This is a genomic window from Clostridium chromiireducens, from assembly GCF_003575225.1.
Taxonomy (GTDB): Bacteria; Bacillota; Clostridia; order Clostridiales; family Clostridiaceae; genus Clostridium; species Clostridium chromiireducens.
This window is the reverse complement of record NZ_QXDJ01000003.1, coordinates 228,616-252,953: the sequence shown is the minus strand read 5'-3', so window position 1 is coordinate 252,953 and position 24,338 is coordinate 228,616. Positions and strand designations below refer to the sequence as shown.

The window sequence follows — 24,338 nt, the reverse complement described above, 5'->3', positions numbered from 1 at the left end:
TTTCTCTACATTAAATAACATGATATTTAACAAAAAAATATGTCATGTAAAAAAATAATGATAATAATTTATATATACTCACAAAAGCTAGATAAAAATTTCAGAAATTTACAAATATAAACCTATATCTTTTCATTACAAATAAATTATTGTACATAGTATGATTATTCTTGGGACAGTATATATTTATAGGGTCAAAAAAGGTGGTGAATTTTTATGAAAAAAATAAATATTTTTATTGTATCAATATTAATTATTATTAACATACCTGTAATATCAAAGGTGCCTGCGGAAAAAGATTATAAAACACAGATGAAACAAGATGTATTAATCCTTATGTTAGCTTACCCTGAGTATATTCAGGGTGTGGAAAAGAAAAGTGATGATGAAGTTTACCTAATAATGAAATCAGGAAAGAAAATTATATATGATGATATGAAAAATAAGAATCATGAGGAAAAATTGGCTAATCCAGATTTACAAGACATGTTAGAGCAGGAATATCCACTGCAAATGACTACCGAGATTATGAAAAAAGATTTTGATCCAGGCAGAGCAAGGCATTATGAACTTTTTAGTGAAGTTTATGGTGGTTCTAAAGGAGTTATAGAGAAAAATTTAACTAACTTGAAATTTGGATATACAAATTATCAATTTAATAAAAATAATAAAGCTAATGCATCTCTAGATGCTGTCTTTAAAGAGCTTATACCCTTAGCTAAAACAAGAGGAGATATTGGTAGCATTCTTTATCCAGCTAGTGGAACCTATAATTACAGAGTTATTTCAGGAACAGGAAGGCTCAGTCCACATTCTTATGGAATTGCTATTGACTTAAAAAGTGATAAAAGGGATTACTGGAAATGGAGTTCAGAAATACAAGGGCAGAAGAGGCTATTAGATTACCCAAAAGAATTAGTCGAAGCTTTTGAGAGGAATAACTTTGTTTGGGGTGGAAAATGGAATCATTTTGATATCTTACATTTTGAATATAGACCAGAAATAATTTTAAAAGCAAAATATTTTGGAAAATGGGATGGGAATCATGAGTGGTATGACGGTTCACCAGTAGATGAGAACACTAAAAATCACATCGAAATAATAGATAATGCATTACAATAGAATGATATTCGTTTAGAAAGGGGTATTAAATATGCGACTCTCTAAAAAAAGAAAGAGTTTGTTACTTATCACAAGTATTTCTACTATTTATATAATAATTTCACTATTTAAACCTATTGAACTAGTTGCACTAGCTGATAACAATTCAAATGATGAAATATGTGATATAGTTCAAAATATTTTTTCGATAAAAAATAAAGCTATCTTAAATAAAGATTTAGACTCAATAAAATCTTTATATGCCACTGATACCAAATATGGTCAGTGGGCATATGAATATGAACAAAGGAAAGCGAAGTATGTAAATAATTGGGCGGAAAAACAGGGGATTCAATTTGTTGATATAATTCCAAGGATCGTTATAAGAAAGTCTAAAGTTGGAGATAACAAATGCTCATTTAGTATATTATGTAATGCAGAATATAAATATATATATCCTGATCAACCTGAACAAATAAATAGTTCAAGAATTGGTACATATCACTCATTTCAATTAACAAAAAGAGATAGTGGATGGATAATTACTAAAGAATGGTATACTGATCCATTTGCAGATTCTTTAAGTTTAGAATCAATTAAAGTTGATACAATTAAAGAATATATAGCCTCTCAACCTTCAAGAGATTTATCTGGAATTAATGATAAAAGAAAAGGTGCAAAGGAATATGCAGATAAATATTGTGGTGCAGCTACAAAAGAAGAATATGGATTTAAATATAATAATAAATATCGGGATTTTAATCCAGAAGGTGGCGATTGTGCAAATTTTGCATCACAAATTTTGCATGAAGGTGCAAAATTTAAAGAGAATTCAACATGGAATTATGATAACGGAAGTGCTACAGGACCTTGGGTAAATGCAGGGAAATTTACATATTATATGCTAAACAGCGGAAGAGCTTCTCTTGTTGCTAAAGGAAGCTATGAAAAAGTATATAAAGCATCTTATAAGCTTCTTCCAGGTGATTTTGTTGCTTATGAAAAAAAGGGAGATATCACCCATGTATCTATGGTTACAGGTGCTGATTCAAAAGGTTATTCATTAGTTACTTGCCATAATTCTGATAGAAATGATGTTCCATGGGATTTAGGCTGGAGCGATAAAAAAATAAAGTTTTGGCTCATCAGAGTACACTATTAGTTTCACAAATGCTTTAGGATTTATTAGTGTCTTAAAGCATTTTTTAATGGTTTTTGCATAAAAAGTATTAAATTAAATTTGGTTCGGTGGGATTTCACAATGCTACATATCAGATAAAATTTGCATATACTATTTAGATATATTATAATTCAAATAAATAATATTAAGGGGGAAATTGACAAGAATTATTAGTTTTAGATATATTCTTGTTGGATAAAAATGAATAAAATAATTTTAAATAGAAAAGACGGAAGACAAATAGAGGCACAGTTAAAAGAATTAGATTTAACTTATATAAATAAAATAATGGATTTTCAAAAAATTATTTATAATGGTTTAGAAGATAAAAATCATTATGCTTGTTCTGAGAAAGAAGAATTTGAGGAAACTATAAAAAGTAAGGGAAAAATTATTGGATGTTTATCTATGAATGAGGATGAGTTAATCGCTATTGGTGTATATATTGAGTATGGATATGAAGAACATAACTATGGATATGATGTAAATATTAAAAAAGAAGAACTTTTAAAAGTTGGACAAATTGAATCCACTTTAGTAAAACAAGAGTACAGAGGAAATAGCCTGCAAAAAATTATGTGCGAAAGTCTTGAAGATATAGGAATCAGAAGAGAAATGAATTACATTTGTGCAACTGTTGCTCCTGAAAATATCTATAGCTTAAATACATTTAAAAAACTTGGTTATAATATTATCACTGAGAAATTAAAATATGGTGGTTTGAATAGATACGTGTTAATGAAAAATCTATAATACTGTATAATTATTAATTTTAATATAAATATATTCAATTGTTAAACCAAGTAAATCTGCGGTAAAATATTCATTAAGCAGTATTATTTGAAAAAATGTTAACAAATTTTTAGAAAAAAGTATTGATTTATGAATTATTTTGCAATATAATGAATTTCATAAGCGATAGGCTTATAAGTAATTTAAGAATTTAATTTTTGGAAATGAAAATTTATATATGCTATGATGAAGAAAAGTAAATTCAAATAGATGATTTTAAGAGAGCAGATGATGGTGGAATATCTGTATGAATCTTGAATTGAAGAACACTTCGGAGCAATTAACTGAAATTTGAAAGAAGAGTAGGCTTAATCGGGTCCATACCGTTAAAATTGGAGGGTATAAAACATATTAGCTGTTTTGTGCTTGTTTGAGGTGAGTTTTTTATAAACTAACTAGGGTGGTACCGCGAAAGTAATCTCGTCCCTATGCATTAAGCATAGGGACTTTTTTGTTACCTAATTTGAAAAAATTCTCTTAATAAAGAGTATATTTATAAAGTGAAACTTGATTCAGGCATCTGAATCCTAGTTGAACTTATATCCTCAAGGGGTACATTGTCCAGGAGCGTGCAGCCGTTATATCTAACTTCAAAAAGTTGGAGTTTTACGGATGCTATCTATCGGATAAAAACCAAATGTAAAAATAAGCAATAAATTGAAAAAGGAGTAATAATAATGAAGAGAATATTTGTTAAAGATTTAGTTGTAAATGGCGATGAAACAGTAATGCTTAAAGGATGGGTTCATAAAATCCGTGATCTATCACATGTTTCTTTCATCATGCTTAGAGATAAGTCAGGGATAGTTCAACTTGTATGTACTAAAGAGCAAATCAAAGGACTAAGACTAGAAAATGCAATCGAAGTAACTGGGGTAGTTCGTGCTAATGAAAAATCACCTAAAGGCATAGAAGTTGAAGTAACAAATTTAGAAATACAAGGTAAGGTATTTTACGATAAATTACCATTTGAAATACAAAGCTATAAAGAGAAAGCTTCGCTTGAAACTCAATTAGATTACAGAACAGTAAGTCTTAGAATTCCTAAGAAGAAAGCAATATTTAAAATTCAAAATGAAATTGAAGAAGCATTTAGAACGTTCTTTAAGAACAATGACTTTGAGGAAATACATACACCAAAGATAACTCACTCAGGAACTGAAGGTGGATCTGAAATGTTTACTGTTAATTACTTTAATAGAAGAGCATTCCTATCACAAAGTCCTCAATTTTGGAAACAAATGATGGTTGGAGCAGGATTTGAAAGAGTATTTGAAGTTGGTTATGCATATAGAGCAGAACTTCATAATACATGGAGACATTTAAATGAATACGTGAGTTTAGACGTTGAAATGGGCTTTATTAAAGACGAAACAGATCTTATGGATATGGAAGAAAACTTTATAAGATTTTTATATAAGCATTTAAATGAAAAATGTGCTGAAGAATTAAAGCTATTTGATGTAGTTCTACCAGAAGAAATTAATATTCCAAGAATTCCACTTGCTAAGGCTCAAGAAATTCTACTAACAGAATTTAATAAAAAATCGCCAGTAGGAAATATTGATAATGAAGGTGAAGCGTTATTCCATAAGTATATTAAGGAAAAATATAATTGTGATTATGTATTTTTAACAGAATACCCAACAGCAAAAAGACCAATGTATGCAATGGAATGTGAAGAAAATCCAGAAATGACCAAGAGTTTCGACTTGATTTTCAAAGGTGTTGAAATAACTACTGGAGGTCAAAGAATTCATGATTATGAAGCACTAAAAGCTAAGATGGAAAGATGGGGATTAAAAATCGAAGACTTTGCTTTCTATTTAGATACATTTAAATATGGTATGCCGCCACATGGAGGATTCGCTATTGGTCTTGAAAGAATCACAATGCAAATTTTAAATCTTGGTAATATAAGAGAAGCATCTCTATTCCCAAGAGATATGAAGAGATTAACTCCATAGTTTCAGGCAGCATTAGATAAATTACAAGAAGTTTGAATATGATTATTAGAAATTCCTAAATAGAATTTCTAATAATCCATAAGTAACTAATATGGTGCTCTGGAAGTTAGGAATTAGAACGCTATTAAGTTATAGAGATACTTAAAATTTTAAAGAGGTGAAAGCAATGAAAGTTAGTATTGATGAAGTAAAATATATAGCTAAATTATCTAAATTAAAATTTTCAGATGATGAAGCTGCAAAATTTGCAAAAGAATTTGAAAGTATTTTAGATAATTTTCAATATTTAAATGAATTGAATTTAGATATAAACGAAGATAACGAAAATGTAGAATTGAAACCAGTAATTAGACAAGATGAAGTTAAGTCATTTGAATGTAATGATTTATTCAGAAATGTTAAAGACATGCAAGATACTTATATTAAAGTACCAAAGGTTATTGAATAGGGTGGTGAAAGCATAATGAAAATGAATATTAAAGATATGGTAGATAAAGTTAAAACTGGAGAGTTAACTAGTGAAGCACTAGTACAGTCATATATAGATGAAATAGTTAAAACAGAGCCGACAGTAAATGCTTTCCTAACGCTTACTTGTGAAGAAGCATTAGCTAAAGCAAAGGAAATTGATTCAAGAATTAAAGCAGGAGAAAGTTTAGGAAGACTTGCAGGTATTCCAATAGCTATAAAAGATAACATCTGTACAGAAGGAGTTAACACTACGTGTGCATCTAAAATGTTAGAAGATTTTATTCCACCATATGATGCAACAGTAGTAAAAAAATTATTGGCTGAAGATGCAATAATTATAGGAAAAACTAATATGGATGAATTTGCAATGGGATCATCTAATGAAAATTCAGCATTTAAGAAAACTTTGAATCCAAGAGATTTAGCTAGAGTTCCAGGAGGATCATCAGGTGGATCTGCTGCAGCTGTTGCAGGAAAAATGGCACCTGTATCACTTGGTTCTGATACAGGAGGATCGATAAGGCAGCCAGCAGCATTTTGTGGAGTTGTAGGTCTTAAACCTACATATGGATTAGTTTCAAGATTTGGACTTATAGCTTTTGGTTCATCTTTAGATCAAATTGGACCATTTTCAAACTCAGTTGAAGATAGTGCTTATATTTTAAATATAATATCAGGAACTGATCAATATGATTCTACTAGCATTAGAGATTTAAAAGAAATTGATTATACATCTTCACTTAAAGAAGGAATTAAGGGAATGAAAATAGGTGTTCCAGAAGAATTCTTTGGTGAAGGATTAGATGAAGAAATTAAAGCTTCAGTTAATAACAGCTTAGAGGCATTAAAAGCACTAGGAGCAGAAGTTGAAATTTTTTCTCTTCCAATTATAAAAGACGGTTTAGCTGCCTATTATATAATGTCTTCTGCAGAAGCAAGTACAAATTTATCTAGATATGATGGTATAAGATATGGATATAAGTCACCTAATTATACTAACATAGATGAATTAATGGAAAACAGCAGAAGCGAGGGCTTTGGTCCAGAAGTTAAAAGAAGAATAATGATGGGTACATATGCATTATCTTCAGGATACTACGATGCTTATTATAATAAAGCAGATAAGTTTAGAACAAAATTAAAACATGATTTAAAAGAAGCTTTCAATAAATACGATTTAATTGCTGGACCAGTATCTCCAGTGTTACCATTTAAAATTGGTGAGAAAAATACTGATCCATTAGCTATGTATTTGGCCGATATTTATACAATAACTGCAAATTTAGGAGGAAACCCTGCAATTTCAATTCCATCAGGAATAAGTAATGAAGGATTACCAATAGGAATTCAGTTAATGGGCGATATGTTATGCGAAGAGAAAATATTTAAGGCTGCGTATAGCTTAGAACAAGCATTAGCACTTGAATTATAGGAGGGGACAAAAATGAATTTTGAAACAGTAATAGGACTAGAAATACATGCAGAGCTAAAATCAAAAACGAAAATATTTTGTTCTTGTTCGAACAAATTTGGATCAGAGCCTAATGCAAATACATGTCCAATTTGCACAGGGGTACCAGGAACTCTTCCAGTTTTAAATGAAGAAGTTGTAAATTTAGCAATAAAAGCAGGTACTGCACTTGGATGTACTATAAACAAATACAATAAGATGGATAGAAAAAATTATTTTTATCCTGACCTTACAAAGAATTATCAAACATCACAATTTGATAAGCCAATATGTTCAGGTGGAAATGTTGAATTTGAACATGAAGGAAAACATATTAAGGTTAGATTAAATAGAATCCATATAGAAGAAGATGCAGGAAAATTAGTTCACGTAGAAGGTGAACCAGTTTCATTAGTGGATTATAACAGAGTTGGTGTTCCACTTGCAGAAATTGTTACAGAACCAGATTTGAGAAGTGTTGATGAAGCTGTAGCGTTTATGAAGAAGCTTAAATCAATCTTAGAATATGGTGAGATTTCAGATTGCCGTATGGAACAAGGTTCACTTAGATGTGATGCTAATATCTCTTTAAGACCAGTAGGCCAAGAAGAATATGGAACTAAGGTTGAGCTTAAAAATATCAACTCATTTAGAGAACTTCAAAAGGCTTTAGAAAAAGAACAAAGAAGACAAATGGAACTTTATACTTATGGTGAAGGTCATAAAGTAGTTCAAGAAACTAGAAGATGGGATGCTGCAAAGGGTAAAACAATTTCAATGAGATCTAAAGAGCAAGCTCATGACTATAGATATGTTGTTGAACCAGATTTACCACCAATCATAATATACGACGAACAAATTGAAGCAGCTAAAAACTCTCTACCTGAAATGCCAGATGCGAAGAGAGAAAGATTCCTAAAAGCATATGAACTTACAGAAAAAGAAGTTGAGATCCTAGTAGGAGATAAAGGTCTTGCTATGTTCTTTGAAAAAGTTGTAGGATTCGCAGTTGCGCCTAAAATTGCTGCAAACTGGATTCTAGGAGATATTTTAAGAATTTTAAAAGATAGAAAAATAGAATCACAAGATATTACAATAGATGCTGAGAACTTTGCAAAGCTTCTTAAAGTTGTTGAGGAAGGAAAAATCAGTAACAATGTAGGTAGAGAAGTACTTGAAGAAATCTTTGATGAAAATAAAGACCCAATGAAAGTAATTGAAGAAAAGGGACTTATGCAAATTAGTTCTACTGATGAATTAGAAAAAATAGTTGCCGATGTAATAGCTAATAATCCTCAATCTGTAGAAGATTATAAGGCAGGAAAGACTCAAAGTGCTGGATTCTTAATGGGTCAAGTGATGAAACTTTCAAAAGGAAAAGCAAATCCAAAGTTAGCTAAAGAGCTTGTAGATAAAAAACTTAGTGAATTATAGAACAATAGTTTTAATAAGACCATGCAAAATTGAATTGCATGGTCTTTCTTTATTTCAATTAATCACATCTAATAGCAGCTGAATTATTATAAAAATAGAGATCTTTTATTTATATAGAAGTTATAGCAAATGGAATAAATATTAAGTAAATATAATAATATTATTATAGTAGATATTTAGAACATAAAAATATTTTTTAAAATAAAGTTTAATAAGGAGAGTATTATGAGAAATTTGAAAATGAAGATTGAAAAAGAAACTAAAACAAGAATCAACATAATAGGCTCGGCAAATTCATATAAGAAAAGGTTTTTGGCATCAATAATTAAACCTAGAATTTTTTTTGAGAAAGATTCTATAGACTTAAATACTCCCGTTTCTTTTCCAACAGAAATATTATGTTCAGCATCTGAAAATAATAATATAGTTATTTATTTAGCATTGAAGAATGAGGAAAATCTTATATCAGAATTAAAAGATAATATTTTAAAGGCCTTACACGAAACCTATTCCAAAATAGATGTCATCATTGAAGATGAAAACTCTATACTTAAAAATATAGAAAAAAGATTTCAAGATAACTTCATTGAAATACTAAATAAATTTTATGGTATATCTCTAAGTAAATATTATGGAATAGATGATATTATGAGTAAAATGAATGAGGATATAGACTTTACTGAATTATTTGAACAAATAAAAAAATTAAATGATTTGAAGGATATAAGTGAAGAAAAGGATGATTATATTTGGGAATTATATTTTAATAAATTTGAAATTAGTTTAAAAAATCAATATTATAAGTGGTTACAATTAATCTCCAAGTATTATATACATAGCGATGAAGGCTATGAATACATTAACGAGGAGCAAGAAAATTCAAATAATTATATAAATAAAGATCTTGAAAATTTATGCAAAGCATTATATGGAATCAGAAGTTCTTGTTCTCTTATGATTGATAGAGTTTACATGGAAATTCCATCTAAAAAAGAACAGTTTTCAGGTGTTGTTTTTATTGATTATTTACAAAGTACACAATGCAATAATTTAACAAGGCTATTAGAAGAGAGAATATGTGAAGATTATAAGGAAGTATTTTTATTTAATATAGAATCTAATAAAGATATAAACAGCCTTTCAGTACTAAAAGAAAAAATTAGCAGTGAAACTCTAAATAATAGAGTATTTTGCATTATAACTGATGGAAGTTATGTTAAAGAACAAATACTAAAGTTTAAAGAAAAATGGATTAATAATGATTATGAAAGTCTTGCTGATCTATTAAAATCAGATGTATCTAAGAAAATCGGTATTTCAAAAGATAAAATTGCTGGAACTATGCAACTTAATGAGATCCATAAGGATTCATTAGAAAATTCATGTACTAATAGTGATTTTATCGAATTAGTTAAACTTATACAAAAAGAAAGCGAAAGTTACAGAAGAACAATAAAAATAAAATCAAAGAATAAAGAGAATATAATAAATATATCATTAAATCAAGAAAGAATGAGTGTGCAGGCTTTAGTTAGTATGCTTTATGAGAGATATAATGGATATTTAGTTGAGGTTTGGAATGGCGTTATTAGTAATAGAAGGAATTGTGTATATTGTTATAGCAAAAATAAAATTATTATTAGAAATCGAAAAGATAATTATCAGAACTATATCCTATGTTGCGATGAAGAGGAGAAACATATAATCGATTTCAGTTTAAAAAGTGGGGATAATAAAGATAGTAAAAAAATTTTGAAATTGTTGTTAAACTATGGATATAATATTGTTGGCTTTGATTCTACTGAAAATAAGATTATAGTAAATGTTAATGGTGAAATATCTAAAGAGGACAAGGAAAAACTTGTGAAATCAATTAAAGGTAGATTGGAGGAAAGCGCAATTAATTATTTTGAAAACTCTTTCTTAATGGAAGTAACAAAAAATAAATTTAACACTAATAATTTGCATAAAGCTTTAGAAATAGAAAAAAATATAACTATTGATGATTTTTATAGTGCTTTTCAAGAGGCCTTTAGAAAAATAAGTGATAATATACTAAGATATGAAGTTATTCTTCAATCAATTTAGATATAATTCAAGTGAAATAATAATATTTTGAGAACTAAAATGCTTTGAAAAACTTCAGTAATAGTTAAAGTAGCTATTACTGAAGTTTTTCTATTTTCTGATATTGAACTATAATATAAATTTTAGATTATTATGTATATATAAGCTAAAAAAAGAAAAAACTTAATACATATAAATATGTTAGGAGTGATTATAATGAAATTAAGTAAGTTTATAAGAGTATCAACTATATTTATGATTTGTATGGTTTTATTAAGTAATATTATTGGGGCCACTATGCCAGAAAAGATAAAAATAATTACAGAAAAGGAGGCAATAAATACAGTTCAGTATAATGGTAATAATATTTCGGTACATAGATTAAGAATTGAAGGAAGTAAAAATGTAACATATTGCTTAGAGATAAATAGACATTATCCATCAGGTCATAGTTATACGATGAGTACAGATATTAATGAGAAACTTAATAACATTCTTGCAGCAGGATACCCTAACAAGTCTGCGAGTGAGTTAAATGTAGATAATGATAATCAAGCATATTTTGCTACTCAAATTGCAATATGGAGTTTAATTCAGGGTTATGATGTTAATGCAATTAAAAGTCAAAATACTAAAATTATAGAGGCCATAAAAAAAATATACGCTGGTGGGGTTGCTGCAAAATACAATAGTATCTTTCAAAGTAGAATTTATAAAACAAGTGATGAGTCAGTACAAGATGTAGTAGTTATATCTTATGACGATCTCACTATTGAAGAACAAGTTGAGTCAATGGAATCTGAATATCCGCCACAAGAAGGATAAAAAAATATTAAGGTGTATTTATCAAAACTAAATAACATACGATATGTAAGTATTCAGATTAATAAAACAAAAAAGTGTGGTGCATAATGTAGTATTATGTTAAAATATATCTAAAAATAACACTTTTCAAATTATTTACTTAAAAAGAGCAGTATTAGGAAGTTAGTACTGCTCTTTTTTCTAAAATTGTTATTATATTATTTTGTAAATCTTATATATACTATTAAATTTTACATTCATTTATTATATGATTCATGTGAATAAGTTTAATTGTTATGTATATTTGACAAAAGTATGAAACAATATACAATTATGTTATAAGGTTTAGGAGGAAAAATAAATGAAAAAAACGTTTTTTGGATTAATATTTGGAATTATATTGTTTTCGTTAATTGGTTATAGTAATTTTGCAGACAAAATTAGGACAAGTTTTAGTGATAACATTAAGTATTCAGGAATAAATATGCAGGAGATAAAGGAAGATAAAGTATTAAATAATTTAGGAGAAGAAATTGGCAAAAGGGGTATAGTAAAATATAATCCTGATAAAATAACCGAGGAATCCTTAAGTAATTTCTATAAAGACAAAATTAAAAATTCGGGCTATGACTATTATACTTTAATAAACGAAAAAGATAAGACAAAAGGAATAGTATCAGTTGCATGTATAAATGTATTAACATATGCTGAAATAGATAATAATGGATATATAACAAGAGCTACTAAAAACTTTGAGGTTAAGTAACACAGGTTTTTCTTTTTTCTTTATACAGTCAACAATTTGGCTGTATTTTTTTATTTAACAAACCTGATAAAAGGGTAGCAGCTGTAGCTGCCACCAATCACATAAAAAAATTAATAGTTTAAACAATAATTATTTAGACTAAATTAATGATTATTTTTTTAAACAGTATTTATAATCTTTCGTGTTTAATTTTTAAAACTTTGTCAAGGCTCTCAAAAACAGATTGATCATAATCCTGATGTAAGGATACTTCGAGCACATCATATAGTTTTTCTAATTGTTTAATAATTTGATCTAAAACAGAATCGTTTTTAACCAATAAAAACATCTTACTAGTTGAACCATCACCAGTTTGAGCACATAATATTCCTTCAAGATTGAACGCTCGTCTAGCAAATAATCCTGTAATATGGCTCATCACTCCGGAATGATTTCTAACTAATAGTTCAATAAGATAAAAATTTGTATTAATCATATAAATATTCACCACCAATCATTTCAATATTTGCTTTTCCAGGTGGTACCATAGGAAGTACATTCTCAGTTTCTTCGATTGGTACATTAATTAAACAAGGGCCATTTATTGATAATAATTCCTCTAATTTTTCAAGAGGATTCTCCTCACAGCCTAAATCACATGATTGTATGCCAAAGCCTTCAGCAATAATTTTGAAGTTTGGATTTGATATAAAATGTGACGCTATATAATGCTCACTATAAAATAGTTGTTGCTGTTGACGAACTAAACCCAAATGATGATTGTTTAGTATGATAATCTTAACATTAAGATTATAGTCAGCAAGTGTTGCTAGTTCTTGAATATTCATTAAAATTGAACCATCACCGCTAAAACAAATTATTGTCTTATCTTTATTTGATAAGGCTGCACCTATGGCTACAGGAAGCCCAAATCCCATAGTTCCTAAGCCGCTTGATGATAAGTATGACTTGGCTTTTTTAAATGGGTATCTTTGTGCTACCCACATTTGATGCTGACCAACATCAGATGTAATTATAGCATCTTCTGGCACTTTATTTCCAACATACGGAATAATGTTTGAAGGATGTAATTCATTATTATAAGTAGGTAATGGATATTTTTCCTTATAACATTTAACTCTTTGATTCCAGGTATCCCTTGGCTTATCTTCTATATGTGGTAGAATATCTTCTAAAAAGTCATTAACATTTGCAACCATTGATAAACTACTAGTTTTAACTTTATTTATTTCTGAAGGATCTATATCAATATGAATTATTGATGCATTAGGACAAAACTTTTCTACGTTTCCTGTAGCTCTATCATCGAATCTTACTCCTAGTGCTAATATTAAATCAGCTTCGTTAAGTAGGTAATTAGTAAAAGGAGCTCCATGCATTCCAAGCATTCCTAGACATAAATCATCATCACACGGAAATGCTCCCAATCCCATAAGACTTAAAGCAACAGGTATATTATTTTTCTTTGCAAGATCATACAAGTTTGAAGATGCATTAGAATTAATGATACCTCCACCGGCATAGATAATAGGTTTCTTAGAATTATTTATCAATTCTGCAATACATAAAAGGGTAGATCCTTTTAAACTTTCTCTTTGAAATGAATTATTTTTAACATTTTTATTAGGAAACTCTTCTAATTCAATAATCTCTGTTTGAATGTTTTTTGGTATATCAACAAGTACAGGACCTGGCCTGCCTTCTAATGCTATTTTAAAAGCTTCAGGAATTACCGTAAAAAGTTCATGGATATTTCTAATTAAAAAATTATGCTTTGTTATAGGAATTGTAAGACCATATGCATCTACCTCTTGGAAAGCATCAGTACCTATTGCAGATAGAGGAACTTGACCAGTTATCGCAACAAGAGGAATAGAGTCTAGCTTAGCATCTGCAATAGCAGTTAAAAGGTTTGTTGCTCCAGGGCCTGATGTTGCAAAACATACACCTACTTTATTAGTACTTCTTGAGATTCCTTGTGCTATGAAACCACACCCTTGTTCATGACGGGCTAATATATGTTTAATATTACTTTTATATAATGCATCATAAAGTGGGAGATTAAACCCGCCAGGAATACCTGATATATATTCTACACCTTCATTTTCTAATAATTTAATAACAATTTCAGAACCACTATATTTCAAGAATATCACTCCTTACGTAAAATTAAGTTATATGAATTAATATGAAATATATATAAATTTATTTCATATTAGTTTATGTAATAAAAAAACTCTTCGTCCTAATTATATAGGACGAAGAGATACTCACCGCGATACCACCTAAATTTGTATTATTAAATACACACTCATTAATATAATACAGGAAAAATCCGATATTATTGTCTCTTTAACGGTAGACTGTCCGTTTAATTCTACTCTCCAAAGATTTCGATTAAAAACTCCAAGGCTACATTCTATATATACTTCATGAGAATTTACAGCAACCATTCTCTCTCTGCGTTTCAATAATATATGTACTCTTCCTCTTCACAGTTTTTATCTTATTATGCTTTATATAATTATAGTAAAAAATTATCAAACTTGTCAATGAATATTTCAAAATATAATAAAAAATCTGAATATTCAAATAAAATTCGCATTATAAATAATTTCAAGCAAAAATTTCATGTATTTTTAATAATTGTATTATTTCACAAAGCGGTAAATTAGTATACAATTATATTATAATGGTTAAGGAGGTACACAAGATGAAGAAATCTAGATTAGTAAAGCTTACAATAGTTTCATTAGTAGTAACTTCAGTAATGGCATTAAATCCAGTTGGAGCTAATGCTGAATGGAAAAAAGACAATCATGGCTGGTGGTATAAGTCAGGTAGTTCTTATTATACGGGTTGGAAATTAATAGATAAAAACTGGTATTATTTTTATTCTAATGGTTATATGGCACACGATACTACCATAGATGGGTACTATTTAAATTCTAGTGGTGCATGGACTAATTCTGTACAAAGCAGCTATGCATCAGATTTGGATTCATTAGGACAGGCAATATTAAGTAACATTAGATTAGAGAATGCTTCTTTTTCTATAAAATATTATGGAGATATAAATAATGTGGGAAATGCTATTCAATCTGAGATAGACAAGCTTAAGTATACAAATCCACTTGAAGCATACAACGTATCTGATTATTATATTCAGATGACATCAAGATGGGGTTCATCAGATGTAAATGTTAAAATTAATTGCACATATAAGATGTCAGCAGCGATGGCATCAGATTTAGATTCTAGAGTTAAAAAAATAGTGGCAGATATTGCTCCAAATAGTATGGATCTATTTGAAAAAGAAAGAGCAATCCATGATTGGATAATTAAGAATACACGATATGATCAATCTTATACAATCTATGATCCATACAATACTTTGATTAAGCATAGTGGTGTTTGCGAAGGATATACTTTACTTGCTCAAAAAATGTTTACAGCTGCTGGAATTAAATCAATTCTTATAGAAGGTGCTGCAGATGGACAGAGTCATGCATGGAATATGGTTTATATAAATGGCCAATGGCATCATGTGGATCTTACATGGGACGACCCAATATCATCTAGAGATATTTTAAGATATGACTATTTTAATCTAACAGATAATCAAATTAGTAAAGACCACTCTTGGGATACATCAAAATATCCAAGTGCTAAGTAGTAAATTTCATTGTAATTTCTAGAACTTAATAATTGATTGAATAAAATTTATCTCACTAATATTTTCAAGAAACTGTAGAAGTAGCTTGGAAATGTTAGTGATTTTTTTTATATTATCAATCATTTGGGTTTATGAGCTTACTATGATAAAATAGGAGAGTATATATTTACATAAAGGAGATTTAAGGTTAATGAATATTATTACATTGGAAAGAATAAGTAAGAGCTATAGTGATAAAATATTATTAAATGCTATATCTTTAGGGATTAATGAAGGAGATAAAGTTGGTTTGATAGGACTAAATGGTGCCGGAAAATCAACATTTTTAAAAATAATTTCTGGAAGAGAAGAATTTTTTGAGGGAAATATTACTAAAGGTAAAAATGTTAGAATTGAGTATTTAGATCAAAATCCAATTTTTGATATAGATGCAACTGTTTTAGAACAAGTATTTAAAGGTGATACTAAGGAAATGAATCTCCTAAAAAAATATGAAGAATTATTAGAAAAGATTAATAATTGTGAAGTTGATAAATTTGAATCATTAAATAATGAATTGATAAAAGTTCAAAGTCAAATTGATTCTTTAAATTTATGGGATATTGAAAGTGACGCTAAAACTATATTAACTAAACTTGGAATCAAAAACTATAGTGACAAAGTAGGTAATTTATCGGGGGGACAAAAAAAGAGAATAGCACTTGCCTGCGCTCTTATAACTCCATGTGACTTACTTATACTAGATGAGCCTACGAATCATCTAGATTCGGATTCTATCGAGTGGTTAGAAGAATTTTTAAATATGAGAAAAGGTGCTCTATTAATGATCACTCATGATAGGTATTTTTTAGATAGAGTTACAAATAGAATTATTGAATTAGATAGAGGTAACTTATATTCATATCCAGGTAATTATACAGCTTTTCTAGAAAAAAAAATAGAAAGACTGGAAACTGAACAAGTTCAGGAAGAAAAGAAAAATGCCTTAATAAGAAACGAATTAAAGTGGGTTAGAAGAGGTGCAAAAGCAAGAAGTACTAAACAAAAAGCTAGACTTCAAAGATTTGATGATCTTGTAAATACTGAAATTATAAGAAGACAAGAAGATGTTGATATTTCATTTGTAGGTTCTAGACTAGGTAAAAAAGTAGTTGAACTATACGATGTTTGTAAATCTTTTGGGGATAGAACTTTAATTAAAGATTTTAGTTACATATTTTTAAGAAGTGACAGAGTTGGTATAATCGGTGAAAATGGTGCTGGTAAGACAACTTTAGTAAATTTACTTAGAGGGATAGTTCCATTAGATAGTGGAAAAATAGAAATTGGAGACACAGTTAAAGTAGGGTGTTTTTCTCAAGATAATAGTAATATGGACCCTAAATTAAGAGTTATAGATTATGTAAAAGAAGGCGGAGAGTACATTCCTGTAGAGGATGGAACAAAGATAACAGCATCAACAATGTGCGAAAGATTTTTATTTGATAGTATTATGCAGTATACTCCTATAGAAAAATTGTCTGGTGGAGAAAGAAGAAGACTTCATTTGCTTAGAGTTCTTATGGAATCACCTAATTTTCTAATTTTAGATGAGCCTACAAATGATTTAGATATTGAAACATTGAAAATATTAGAAGACTTTTTAGATAAATTCTTGGGAGTAGTAATTGTTGTATCCCATGATAGATACTTCTTAGATAGAATTTGCAGTAAAATATTTTCATATGAAGGTAATGGGCTAATTAAAGAATACAATGGAAACTACAGTGACTTCTTGATTTCTAAAGAACTAGAAAAAGCCAGCTCACAGTCAAATAATGAGAAAAATACAAATGAATCAAAGGAAGATAAGAGTAAATTTCTAAAGGAGAAGACTAAAGAGAATAAGCCTAAGTTTACATTCAAGGAACAAAAGGAATATGAAACAATAGATGAAAATATAGCTAAATTAGAAGAAAAACTTAAAAATATTGAAGAAGATATGAGTAAAAATTCTTCAAATTACGGCAAACTTAATGAGCTTATGAAAGAAAAAGAGCAAGTACAAAATGAATTAGATACCAAATATGAAAGATGGGAATATCTAAATGAAATTGCAGAAGCTATCGAAGAGTATAAAGGTAGTAACTAGGTTAATATACAAATAATCTGATTCAAGGAGGATAATAAGTTTATCATTATTAAATATGTTAATTAAAGATAAACTTGTTCAATATATCATGGAACTACATATTTATTTAAAGGGAAAAGATGAGCCAACTATATTTAAAGGAGAGCGCATAGATACTTTAGATATTGAGCTTCAAGGTAAGAAATATAAACAAATAAGATACTTTAGAAAAGGAATTTCTAAATCGCAATACATAAGTGTTGATTTGATAAAAAAGATGAAGGCAATTGAAAATGAAGGAGATATAAAGTGATTAAACAGATATTACTTGAAGGGTTTAATAAGAATATAACAAATTCATCTTTAATGAAAGGTCAACGCATATTAAAAAATGACTTGCTTAGAGAGTTAAACTGTACTGTAGACAAAGATTACATTAAAATAAACTCGTCTGTAGTGTCAGAAAGCCTTCTAAGTGAGTACTCATGTAAGCTTGAAATAGATAATGTAACAAAAGAAATTATCGGTACTCATTGTAGTTGTTTAGATTTTGAGAAAAATGAGTTTCTAAAGGATAATTATTGTTGTAAGCATTTAATTGCCACTTTTTATACATTCTTAAAGAGAATCGATGAAGATGAAAAATTAAGAAATACAATCTCTAATAATGTTGATGTTAAAAATAAAAAGAAGAAAATTAAAGAAAACTCAAATGATGATTTATTAACTTTACTTATAGGGGATAGCGGTAAGGAAAAACTTAAATTCGAAATTACTATAAATAAAAATAATTGGTCATCCAAACTTCAAGTGGAATTTAAAATAGGTCTAAGAAATAGAAGTAACAAAATGTATATAATTAAAGATATAAATCAATTTTTAATATCTATATACAATAAGATTCCTATAAAATACGGGAAAGACTTTATAGTTGATCTAAAAAATCATTTTTTTTCTTTCGAAGATAAGAGATTAATAAGGTTCATGTATACTATTAAAAGTTTGGCTGAAAATGATAGGAACTTTAGGCGATTTCAAGACAAATTGATTGATGGTAAAACTATTACAATCCCAGATTTCATGTTTAAGGAGTTTTTAAATATTATAAAGAAAAATAGAATATTTTTAGGGGATGGTTTCTTTTACAGGATTTTAGAATCTGAAGTAATTGAGGATGATATTCCTATTCCTTTTTCATTAAGTAGTAAAAAGGACGATATTATTTTAGAGGCGAAAAGTGGAATGCCAGAACCTTTAACTCAAAATGAAGATGTTTATTTATACGGTACAGCAATTTATATTCCGTCAGTAGAACAATGTGAACGACTATCACCATATTTAAAAATTTTCAGTGCTACAACTAAAGTTAGTTTTGCAAAAAGTGATGAAAACAAGATATTAACGCAATTAATTCCATCTGTTCAGAAAGTTTCAAATGATTTAATATTATCAAAGGAAATAAGAGATAAGGTTGTTATTGGACCTGTAAATTTTAGTTTCTATTTTGATAAAGACAAGGATATATCTCTATTATTTAAGGTGTCATATGAAGGCCATGAATTTAACTATTTTGATGAATATAAAGACAAAGTTATTTACAGAGATAGTAACAAAGAATATGAGGTATTTGGAGTCCTTAAAAGTCTAGGTTTTGAAGAAATAAACGGCAGGATGTATTTTTTAAGAGATGATGAAGATGCATTTAAATTTTTTAAATATGAGATAGAAAAACTTCAAAAATACGGGGAGGTTTTTTATTCTGAAAGGTTTAAGGGTATAAAAGATATTAAAAAATCTGACTTTAAAGGAGAAGTAAGAAAAGGGAAGTATAATTATTTTGAATTTGAGTTCCAGATTGGAGATATTTCAGAGGAAGAGACTGCTAAAATACTTAGGAGTTTTCGAGATAACTTAAAGTATTATAAACTGGGAAATGGTGAGTTTTTAGACTTAGAGGAAGCTTCATTAAAGGAAGCATTAATATTAATGGATAATTTACTCATTGAAGAGGAGCTAAGTAAAAATCTAATACAAGTTCCAGTCAATAAGGGAGCGTACCTTGAGGATTATTTAGAAGAAAAGGGTCTGAGGTATATTCAAAGTTGTGAAGAAATTACGGAAGTTAAAAATAGACTAAAGAGTATTAAAGATAAGTCTTTTCAATTGCCGCATGGACTTCAAGCTAAGCTTAGAGAATATCAAAAGGATGGGTATAATTGGTTTAGAACATTAGATTTTCTAGGTTTTGGTGGTATACTTGGTGATGAAATGGGACTTGGTAAAACTCTCCAAACAATAACATTATTATTGTCTAAACCAAATTCAAAAACTCTAATAATTGCACCTACTTCGTTAATATATAATTGGAAAAACGAATTTAAAAAGTTTGCTCCATCTATGAAAATTGCCATTTCTAATGGGAACAAGGAAGAAAGAATAGAATTAATTAAAAATTATAAGGAATACGATGTAATTATAACTACATATAATCTTTTAAGACGTGATTTAGAATTATATGATATGGAATTTGATTACTGTATTTTAGATGAAGCTCAAAATATTAAAAATCAGTCTTCTTTAAGTGCAAAATCAGTTAAAGAAATAAAAGCAAGAAATAGATTTGCTTTAACTGGTACACCTATAGAAAATTCTTTAATGGAGCTTTGGTCAATATTTGATTTTGTGATGCCTGGATACTTATATAATGAGAAAAAATTTGTAACCAGATATTATAGAAGGCTTGAGGAAGGCCCTGAAATCTTAGAAGAATTAAATCGGCTTGTAAAACCTTTTATTTTACGTAGATACAAGAAAAGTGTCATTAAAGAATTGCCTGACAAAATAGAGAAACATCTATTTGTACCGTTAAGTGATGAACAGAAAGTTGTTTATGAGACTTATGCTGACTATGTTAAGGATTTAATTCAGAAAAAAGTTGAAGATTCTGAATTCACTAAAAGTAAAATTGAAATTTTAGCTTATATAACTAAGCTTCGTCAGATATGTTTAGATCCCTCAGTTACAATGGAGAATTATCTTGGCACAAGTGGAAAGATAGATGCTTTGATTGAAATATTGGAGCAAAGCATTGAAGAAGGGCATAAAATATTAGTATTCTCACAATTCACATCTGTACTAAAGAATATAGGAAAGATACTTAAAGAAAAACAATTTTTATACTCTTATTTAGATGGTACAGTTTCTTCTGCTAATAGAATGAAGATGGTTGATGAATTTAATATGGGGCCTAATTCAATTTTTTTAATATCCTTAAAAGCTGGTGGAACAGGATTGAATTTAACAAGTGCTGATATAGTAATCCATTTTGATCCTTGGTGGAATCCTGCCGTAGAAGATCAAGCCACAGACAGAGCACATAGGATTGGTCAAGAAAATATAGTAGAAGTAATAAAATTGATATCAAGTGGAACAATAGAAGAAAAGATTATAGAGCTTCAAGATTCAAAGAGAGAGTTAATAAGTAAAGTATTGGGAGATGATCTATCAGTTGGTTCATTTATTAATACTTTAAACGAAAATGAAATTTTAGATTTGTTTAACTAAAGTACTTGTTTATTGAACACTGAAATAAATATTTAGGTGATTATATGGAAAATATGATGAATATTATAAATGAATTAACCCTCTATCTAAGGCAAATTAACACTGCATCTATAATTCTCAGACTAACTTTAGCTACAGTTTGTGCAGGAATTATAGGATTAGAGAGGGGAAGAAAAAAAAGACCAGCAGGTTTTAGAACACATATTTTAGTATGCATAGGTGCAACATTAATCATGATAACAGGGCAATATATGAGAGATATACTACATTTAGGCGATGATGTTAGCAGAATGGGAGCTCAAGTAATTAGCGGAATAGGTTTTCTAGGGGCAGGAACTATTATTGTAGTCGGAAGAAACCAAGTAAAAGGTCTTACGACTGCAGCAGGATTATGGGCTTGTGCTTGCATGGGACTTGCAATAGGAATAGGGTTTTATGAAGGCGCTATTATATCATGCATATTCTTATTTGGTGTAGTTACTGGACTCCATAGACTAGATGTATACTCTAGAACGCACTCAAGGGTAATGGATGTTCATGTCGAACTAAAAGATATCTCTGGAGTTACAAACTTTATTAATGTTGTTAAATCATGGGGAACTAGAATTTCTAATGTCGAAGTTAAAAAGACAAATAATCTTGATGAGCACACAATTGGATTAACTATGACTCTAACATTAGCAGAGAAATGTGATCATGGAGAATATATGCTTAAACTTCTTAACATTGAGGGTGTATGTTCAGCCGAAGAAGCAGTATGATTTTTATTTCAATAAAGCGGAAGACTAAGGATTCTTCCGCTTCATTTTTGTGGTTATATAAAAGATAATTTGACTACATTTTAAATAAATTGCAAATTATCATTATTTTTCGTATAAAACATTTAACATTTAATTAATGATCATTATTTACAGATTTAATTTAAAATACATATTAAAATTTTTATGTTTTTATTGTTAAAATTCAAACATAGTGATAGAATATGTGTGGGTAGTATCGAAAGAGAATTACACCATAATTTTTAGCATTAATATTTATAATACAACTCATATCTATTGTGAATGAGATTGAAATTAGGATGTTGTATCACATTACATGGAGGTGATACTATTAAAGTTGGATTTATTGGTCCTGGGAAGGTAGGCGTAAGTTTAGGACGCTACTTTACTCACAAAGGGATAAAATTAAGTGGCTTTTATGGGAGAAATATTGAAAATACCAATCAAGCAGCTGATATAACTAAATCTGAATTTTATGATAACATTCAAGATATAATTAACGAAAGTAATATAATATTTATTACAACTCCTGATGATATAATTTCAATTATAGATAATGAATTGTCAAAATTTGATCTACAGAACAAATCTTTTTGCCACACGAGTGGCTCACTTAAATCAAATGTATTATGTAATGCGAAACATTCTGGTGCACTGATCTATTCTATACATCCAATATTTGCGTTTTCAAGTAAAGCAACTAATCTAGATGAGCTAGAAAAAATTTATCTTTCCATTGAAGGAGATATTTTTGATGACTCAGATATCATTTCACTTATTAAAATATTAGGAAATAAGCATTTTATTAGAAAAGAAGAGGACTCTTCTACTTATCACTTAGCTAATGTATTTGTTTCAAACTTAACACTCTCTTTATTGGAGATAGGTGTAGGTTATTTACGAAAGCTTGGTTTAAATGAGGAGGATGCTTTAAATGCGCTGAAGCCTCTTATCAAAGGAAATGTTGATAGTATTTATGAAAAAGGCTTTGTGAATTCTTTAACAGGACCTGTATTAAGAGGGGATATTTCTACCGTAGAAAAACATATTTCAGTTTTAGAAGAGAGAGATAAAGATTTGTATAAAATACTATCTTTAAATTTATTAGAACTTGTTTCTTTAAGAAGTCATGGAAATATAGATGGTACGGAAAAAACTCAAGAAAATTATACGAATTCAAATTGCGAGAAAGAAAAATTAATTGAAGATTTATTTATTAATTCAAAAAAACATGAAAAAATTTATAAGCTTTTGGGAGGATTGGATTAGTGAAAAATACAGTATTAACATTTAAACAAGCTAAGGAACAAGGCAAGAAGTTAAGCATGCTTACAGCATATGATTATTCAATGGCAAAAATTATTGATGAAAGTTCTGTTAATGGGATTTTAATTGGGGATTCTCTTGGAATGGTTATTAAGGGAGAAGAAGATACTTTATCCGTAACAATGGAAGAAGTAATTTATCATACAAAGGCTGTAAAAAGAGGAGCTAAAAGTGCTTTAATAGTTAGTGATATGCCTTTCTTATCTTATCATGTATCTATAGAACAAGCTGTACTAAATGCAGGTAGATTAATAAAAGAGGGGGGAGCAAACGCTGTTAAGCTTGAAGGGGGAGCAAATGTAGCACCTCAAATTAAAGCTATAGTAGACGCTCAAATTCCTGTAATGGGCCATTTAGGATTAACACCTCAATCTGTTAATGCCTTTGGAGGCTTCAAGGTACAAGGTAAAGATGAATCAGCAGCTAAGCAATTAATAGAAGATGCCGTTTTATTAGAAAAGGCTGGAGTATTTTCTATAGTCCTTGAAGGAATTCCAGAAAAAGTAGCGGAACTTATTACCAAGTCAGTTTCCGTTCCAACCATAGGAATTGGTGCTGGAAAACATTGTGATGGCCAAATTTTAGTTTATCAAGATATGTTAGGTATGTTTAATGATTTTGTGCCGAAGTTTGTAAAGCAATATGCTAATGTTGGCACAGTAATGAGAGAAGCAATTGGCTCTTATGTACAAGAAGTTCAAGAAGGAACTTTTCCTGAGGAAAAGCATACTTTCAAAATAGATGAAAATGAACTTAAAAAATTGTACTAAATTTATAGATAAATGACTATAACTTAGAATTATGCGGTAACTTACCGAAATCAAGACAAAATTTTAGTAGTAAAAAAGGAG

At 29.0% G+C, this 24,338-nt stretch carries 19 protein-coding genes and 2 other annotated features; of the genes, 17 read left to right on the top strand and 2 right to left on the bottom strand.

Going from position 1 to position 24,338, the window contains the following annotated elements; translation table 11 throughout:
* The first annotated feature begins 216 nt into the window (after positions 1-216).
* From D2A34_RS12375 to D2A34_RS12330, 10 genes are all read left to right on the top strand, one after another.
* Positions 217-1,122 (top strand): M15 family metallopeptidase, encoded by a 906-nt coding sequence (locus D2A34_RS12375; RefSeq protein ID WP_079441969.1) that lies wholly within the window; start codon positions 217-219, stop codon positions 1,120-1,122.
* A 31-nt stretch (positions 1,123-1,153) separates the two neighbouring features.
* Entirely contained in the window at positions 1,154-2,263 is a 1,110-nt protein-coding gene (locus D2A34_RS12370; RefSeq protein ID WP_119366816.1) for an amidase domain-containing protein, read from the top strand.
* Positions 2,264-2,482: 219 nt separating this feature from the next.
* On the top strand, positions 2,483-3,034 hold the full coding sequence (locus D2A34_RS12365; protein WP_119366815.1) for a GNAT family N-acetyltransferase: 552 nt from the start codon (positions 2,483-2,485) through the stop codon (positions 3,032-3,034).
* Positions 3,035-3,247: 213 nt separating this feature from the next.
* Positions 3,248-3,504 (top strand) — a binding site (T-box leader).
* 246 nt (positions 3,505-3,750) lie between these two features.
* The gene (gene aspS, locus D2A34_RS12360) at positions 3,751-5,040 is read left to right on the top strand and encodes an aspartate--tRNA(Asn) ligase (protein ID WP_079441966.1); all 1,290 of its coding nucleotides are present in this window, start codon (positions 3,751-3,753) and stop codon (positions 5,038-5,040) included.
* A gap of 166 nt (positions 5,041-5,206) precedes the next feature.
* Entirely contained in the window at positions 5,207-5,488 is a 282-nt protein-coding gene (gene gatC, locus D2A34_RS12355) for an Asp-tRNA(Asn)/Glu-tRNA(Gln) amidotransferase subunit GatC (protein WP_079441965.1), read from the top strand.
* 15 nt (positions 5,489-5,503) lie between these two features.
* Positions 5,504-6,943: an Asp-tRNA(Asn)/Glu-tRNA(Gln) amidotransferase subunit GatA gene (gene gatA, locus D2A34_RS12350; RefSeq protein WP_119366814.1), complete on the top strand. Its 1,440-nt coding sequence runs from the start codon at positions 5,504-5,506 to the stop codon at positions 6,941-6,943.
* Between the two features lie 12 nt (positions 6,944-6,955).
* Entirely contained in the window at positions 6,956-8,395 is a 1,440-nt protein-coding gene (gene gatB / locus D2A34_RS12345) for an Asp-tRNA(Asn)/Glu-tRNA(Gln) amidotransferase subunit GatB (protein ID WP_079441963.1), read from the top strand.
* Positions 8,396-8,620: 225 nt separating this feature from the next.
* On the top strand, positions 8,621-10,483 hold the full coding sequence (locus D2A34_RS12340) for a hypothetical protein (RefSeq protein WP_119366813.1): 1,863 nt from the start codon (positions 8,621-8,623) through the stop codon (positions 10,481-10,483).
* 195 nt (positions 10,484-10,678) lie between these two features.
* Entirely contained in the window at positions 10,679-11,287 is a 609-nt protein-coding gene (locus D2A34_RS12335; protein ID WP_119366812.1) for a thioester domain-containing protein, read from the top strand.
* A 340-nt stretch (positions 11,288-11,627) separates the two neighbouring features.
* On the top strand, positions 11,628-12,032 hold the full coding sequence (locus D2A34_RS12330) for a hypothetical protein (protein ID WP_119366811.1): 405 nt from the start codon (positions 11,628-11,630) through the stop codon (positions 12,030-12,032).
* Between the two features lie 169 nt (positions 12,033-12,201).
* Here D2A34_RS12330 and ilvN read toward each other — a convergent pair whose 3' ends face one another.
* Positions 12,202-12,507 carry an acetolactate synthase small subunit gene (gene ilvN, locus D2A34_RS12325; RefSeq protein ID WP_079442326.1) on the bottom strand — a complete coding sequence of 102 codons (306 nt, stop codon included), beginning with the start codon at positions 12,505-12,507 and terminating at the stop codon, positions 12,202-12,204.
* Positions 12,500-14,179 carry a biosynthetic-type acetolactate synthase large subunit gene (gene ilvB / locus D2A34_RS12320; RefSeq protein WP_119366810.1) on the bottom strand — a complete coding sequence of 560 codons (1,680 nt, stop codon included), beginning with the start codon at positions 14,177-14,179 and terminating at the stop codon, positions 12,500-12,502. The genes ilvN and ilvB overlap by 8 nt, the downstream gene beginning before the upstream one ends.
* 104 nt (positions 14,180-14,283) lie before the next feature.
* Positions 14,284-14,537 (bottom strand) — a binding site (T-box leader).
* Positions 14,538-14,745: 208 nt separating this feature from the next.
* Between ilvB and D2A34_RS12315 the strand changes: the two genes are divergently transcribed.
* The 7 genes from D2A34_RS12315 to panB all read left to right on the top strand — a co-directional run bounded on the left by D2A34_RS12315 (position 14,746) and on the right by panB (position 24,257).
* Positions 14,746-15,708, top strand: a complete 963-nt coding sequence (locus D2A34_RS12315; protein ID WP_119366809.1) for a transglutaminase domain-containing protein — start codon at positions 14,746-14,748, stop codon at positions 15,706-15,708.
* Between the two features lie 190 nt (positions 15,709-15,898).
* Positions 15,899-17,839, top strand: coding sequence for an ABC-F family ATP-binding cassette domain-containing protein (locus D2A34_RS12310; RefSeq protein WP_119366808.1), 1,941 nt, complete (start codon positions 15,899-15,901; stop codon positions 17,837-17,839).
* Positions 17,840-17,927: 88 nt separating this feature from the next.
* Entirely contained in the window at positions 17,928-18,131 is a 204-nt protein-coding gene (locus D2A34_RS12305; protein ID WP_079442330.1) for a hypothetical protein, read from the top strand.
* The gene (locus tag D2A34_RS12300; RefSeq protein ID WP_119366807.1) at positions 18,128-21,382 is read left to right on the top strand and encodes a DEAD/DEAH box helicase; all 3,255 of its coding nucleotides are present in this window, start codon (positions 18,128-18,130) and stop codon (positions 21,380-21,382) included. Before D2A34_RS12305 ends, D2A34_RS12300 begins: the two co-directional genes overlap by 4 nt.
* A 53-nt stretch (positions 21,383-21,435) precedes the next feature.
* The gene (locus tag D2A34_RS12295; RefSeq protein ID WP_119367268.1) at positions 21,436-22,143 is read left to right on the top strand and encodes an MgtC/SapB family protein; all 708 of its coding nucleotides are present in this window, start codon (positions 21,436-21,438) and stop codon (positions 22,141-22,143) included.
* Between the two features lie 300 nt (positions 22,144-22,443).
* Complete coding sequence (locus D2A34_RS12290; protein WP_119366806.1) at positions 22,444-23,430, top strand: Rossmann-like and DUF2520 domain-containing protein; 987 nt, start codon at positions 22,444-22,446, stop codon at positions 23,428-23,430.
* A complete protein-coding gene (gene panB / locus D2A34_RS12285) occupies positions 23,430-24,257 on the top strand; it encodes a 3-methyl-2-oxobutanoate hydroxymethyltransferase (RefSeq protein WP_079442029.1) in 828 nt (275 codons plus the stop codon). Before D2A34_RS12290 ends, panB begins: the two co-directional genes overlap by 1 nt.
* Positions 24,258-24,338 lie beyond the last annotated feature (81 nt).

Bases quoted from the DNA above. Each gene is read 5' to 3' on its own strand.
- D2A34_RS12305 (WP_079442330.1), top strand. From the start codon at position 17,928: ATGGAACTACATATTTATTTAAAGGGAAAAGATGAGCCAACTATATTT.
- D2A34_RS12340 (WP_119366813.1), top strand. From the start codon at position 8,621: ATGAGAAATTTGAAAATGAAGATTGAAAAAGAAACTAAAACAAGAATC.
- D2A34_RS12330 (WP_119366811.1), top strand. From the start codon at position 11,628: ATGAAAAAAACGTTTTTTGGATTAATATTTGGAATTATATTGTTTTCG.
- aspS (WP_079441966.1), top strand. From the start codon at position 3,751: ATGAAGAGAATATTTGTTAAAGATTTAGTTGTAAATGGCGATGAAACA.
- D2A34_RS12295 (WP_119367268.1), top strand. From the start codon at position 21,436: ATGATGAATATTATAAATGAATTAACCCTCTATCTAAGGCAAATTAAC.
- gatC (WP_079441965.1), top strand. From the start codon at position 5,207: ATGAAAGTTAGTATTGATGAAGTAAAATATATAGCTAAATTATCTAAA.
- D2A34_RS12370 (WP_119366816.1), top strand. From the start codon at position 1,154: ATGCGACTCTCTAAAAAAAGAAAGAGTTTGTTACTTATCACAAGTATT.
- gatA (WP_119366814.1), top strand. From the start codon at position 5,504: ATGAAAATGAATATTAAAGATATGGTAGATAAAGTTAAAACTGGAGAG.
- D2A34_RS12310 (WP_119366808.1), top strand. From the start codon at position 15,899: ATGAATATTATTACATTGGAAAGAATAAGTAAGAGCTATAGTGATAAA.
- D2A34_RS12365 (WP_119366815.1), top strand. From the start codon at position 2,483: ATGAATAAAATAATTTTAAATAGAAAAGACGGAAGACAAATAGAGGCA.
- D2A34_RS12375 (WP_079441969.1), top strand. From the start codon at position 217: ATGAAAAAAATAAATATTTTTATTGTATCAATATTAATTATTATTAAC.
- D2A34_RS12315 (WP_119366809.1), top strand. From the start codon at position 14,746: ATGAAGAAATCTAGATTAGTAAAGCTTACAATAGTTTCATTAGTAGTA.
- ilvN (WP_079442326.1), bottom strand. From the start codon at position 12,507: ATGATTAATACAAATTTTTATCTTATTGAACTATTAGTTAGAAATCAT.
- D2A34_RS12290 (WP_119366806.1), top strand. From the start codon at position 22,444: ATGAGATTGAAATTAGGATGTTGTATCACATTACATGGAGGTGATACT.
- gatB (WP_079441963.1), top strand. From the start codon at position 6,956: ATGAATTTTGAAACAGTAATAGGACTAGAAATACATGCAGAGCTAAAA.
- D2A34_RS12335 (WP_119366812.1), top strand. From the start codon at position 10,679: ATGAAATTAAGTAAGTTTATAAGAGTATCAACTATATTTATGATTTGT.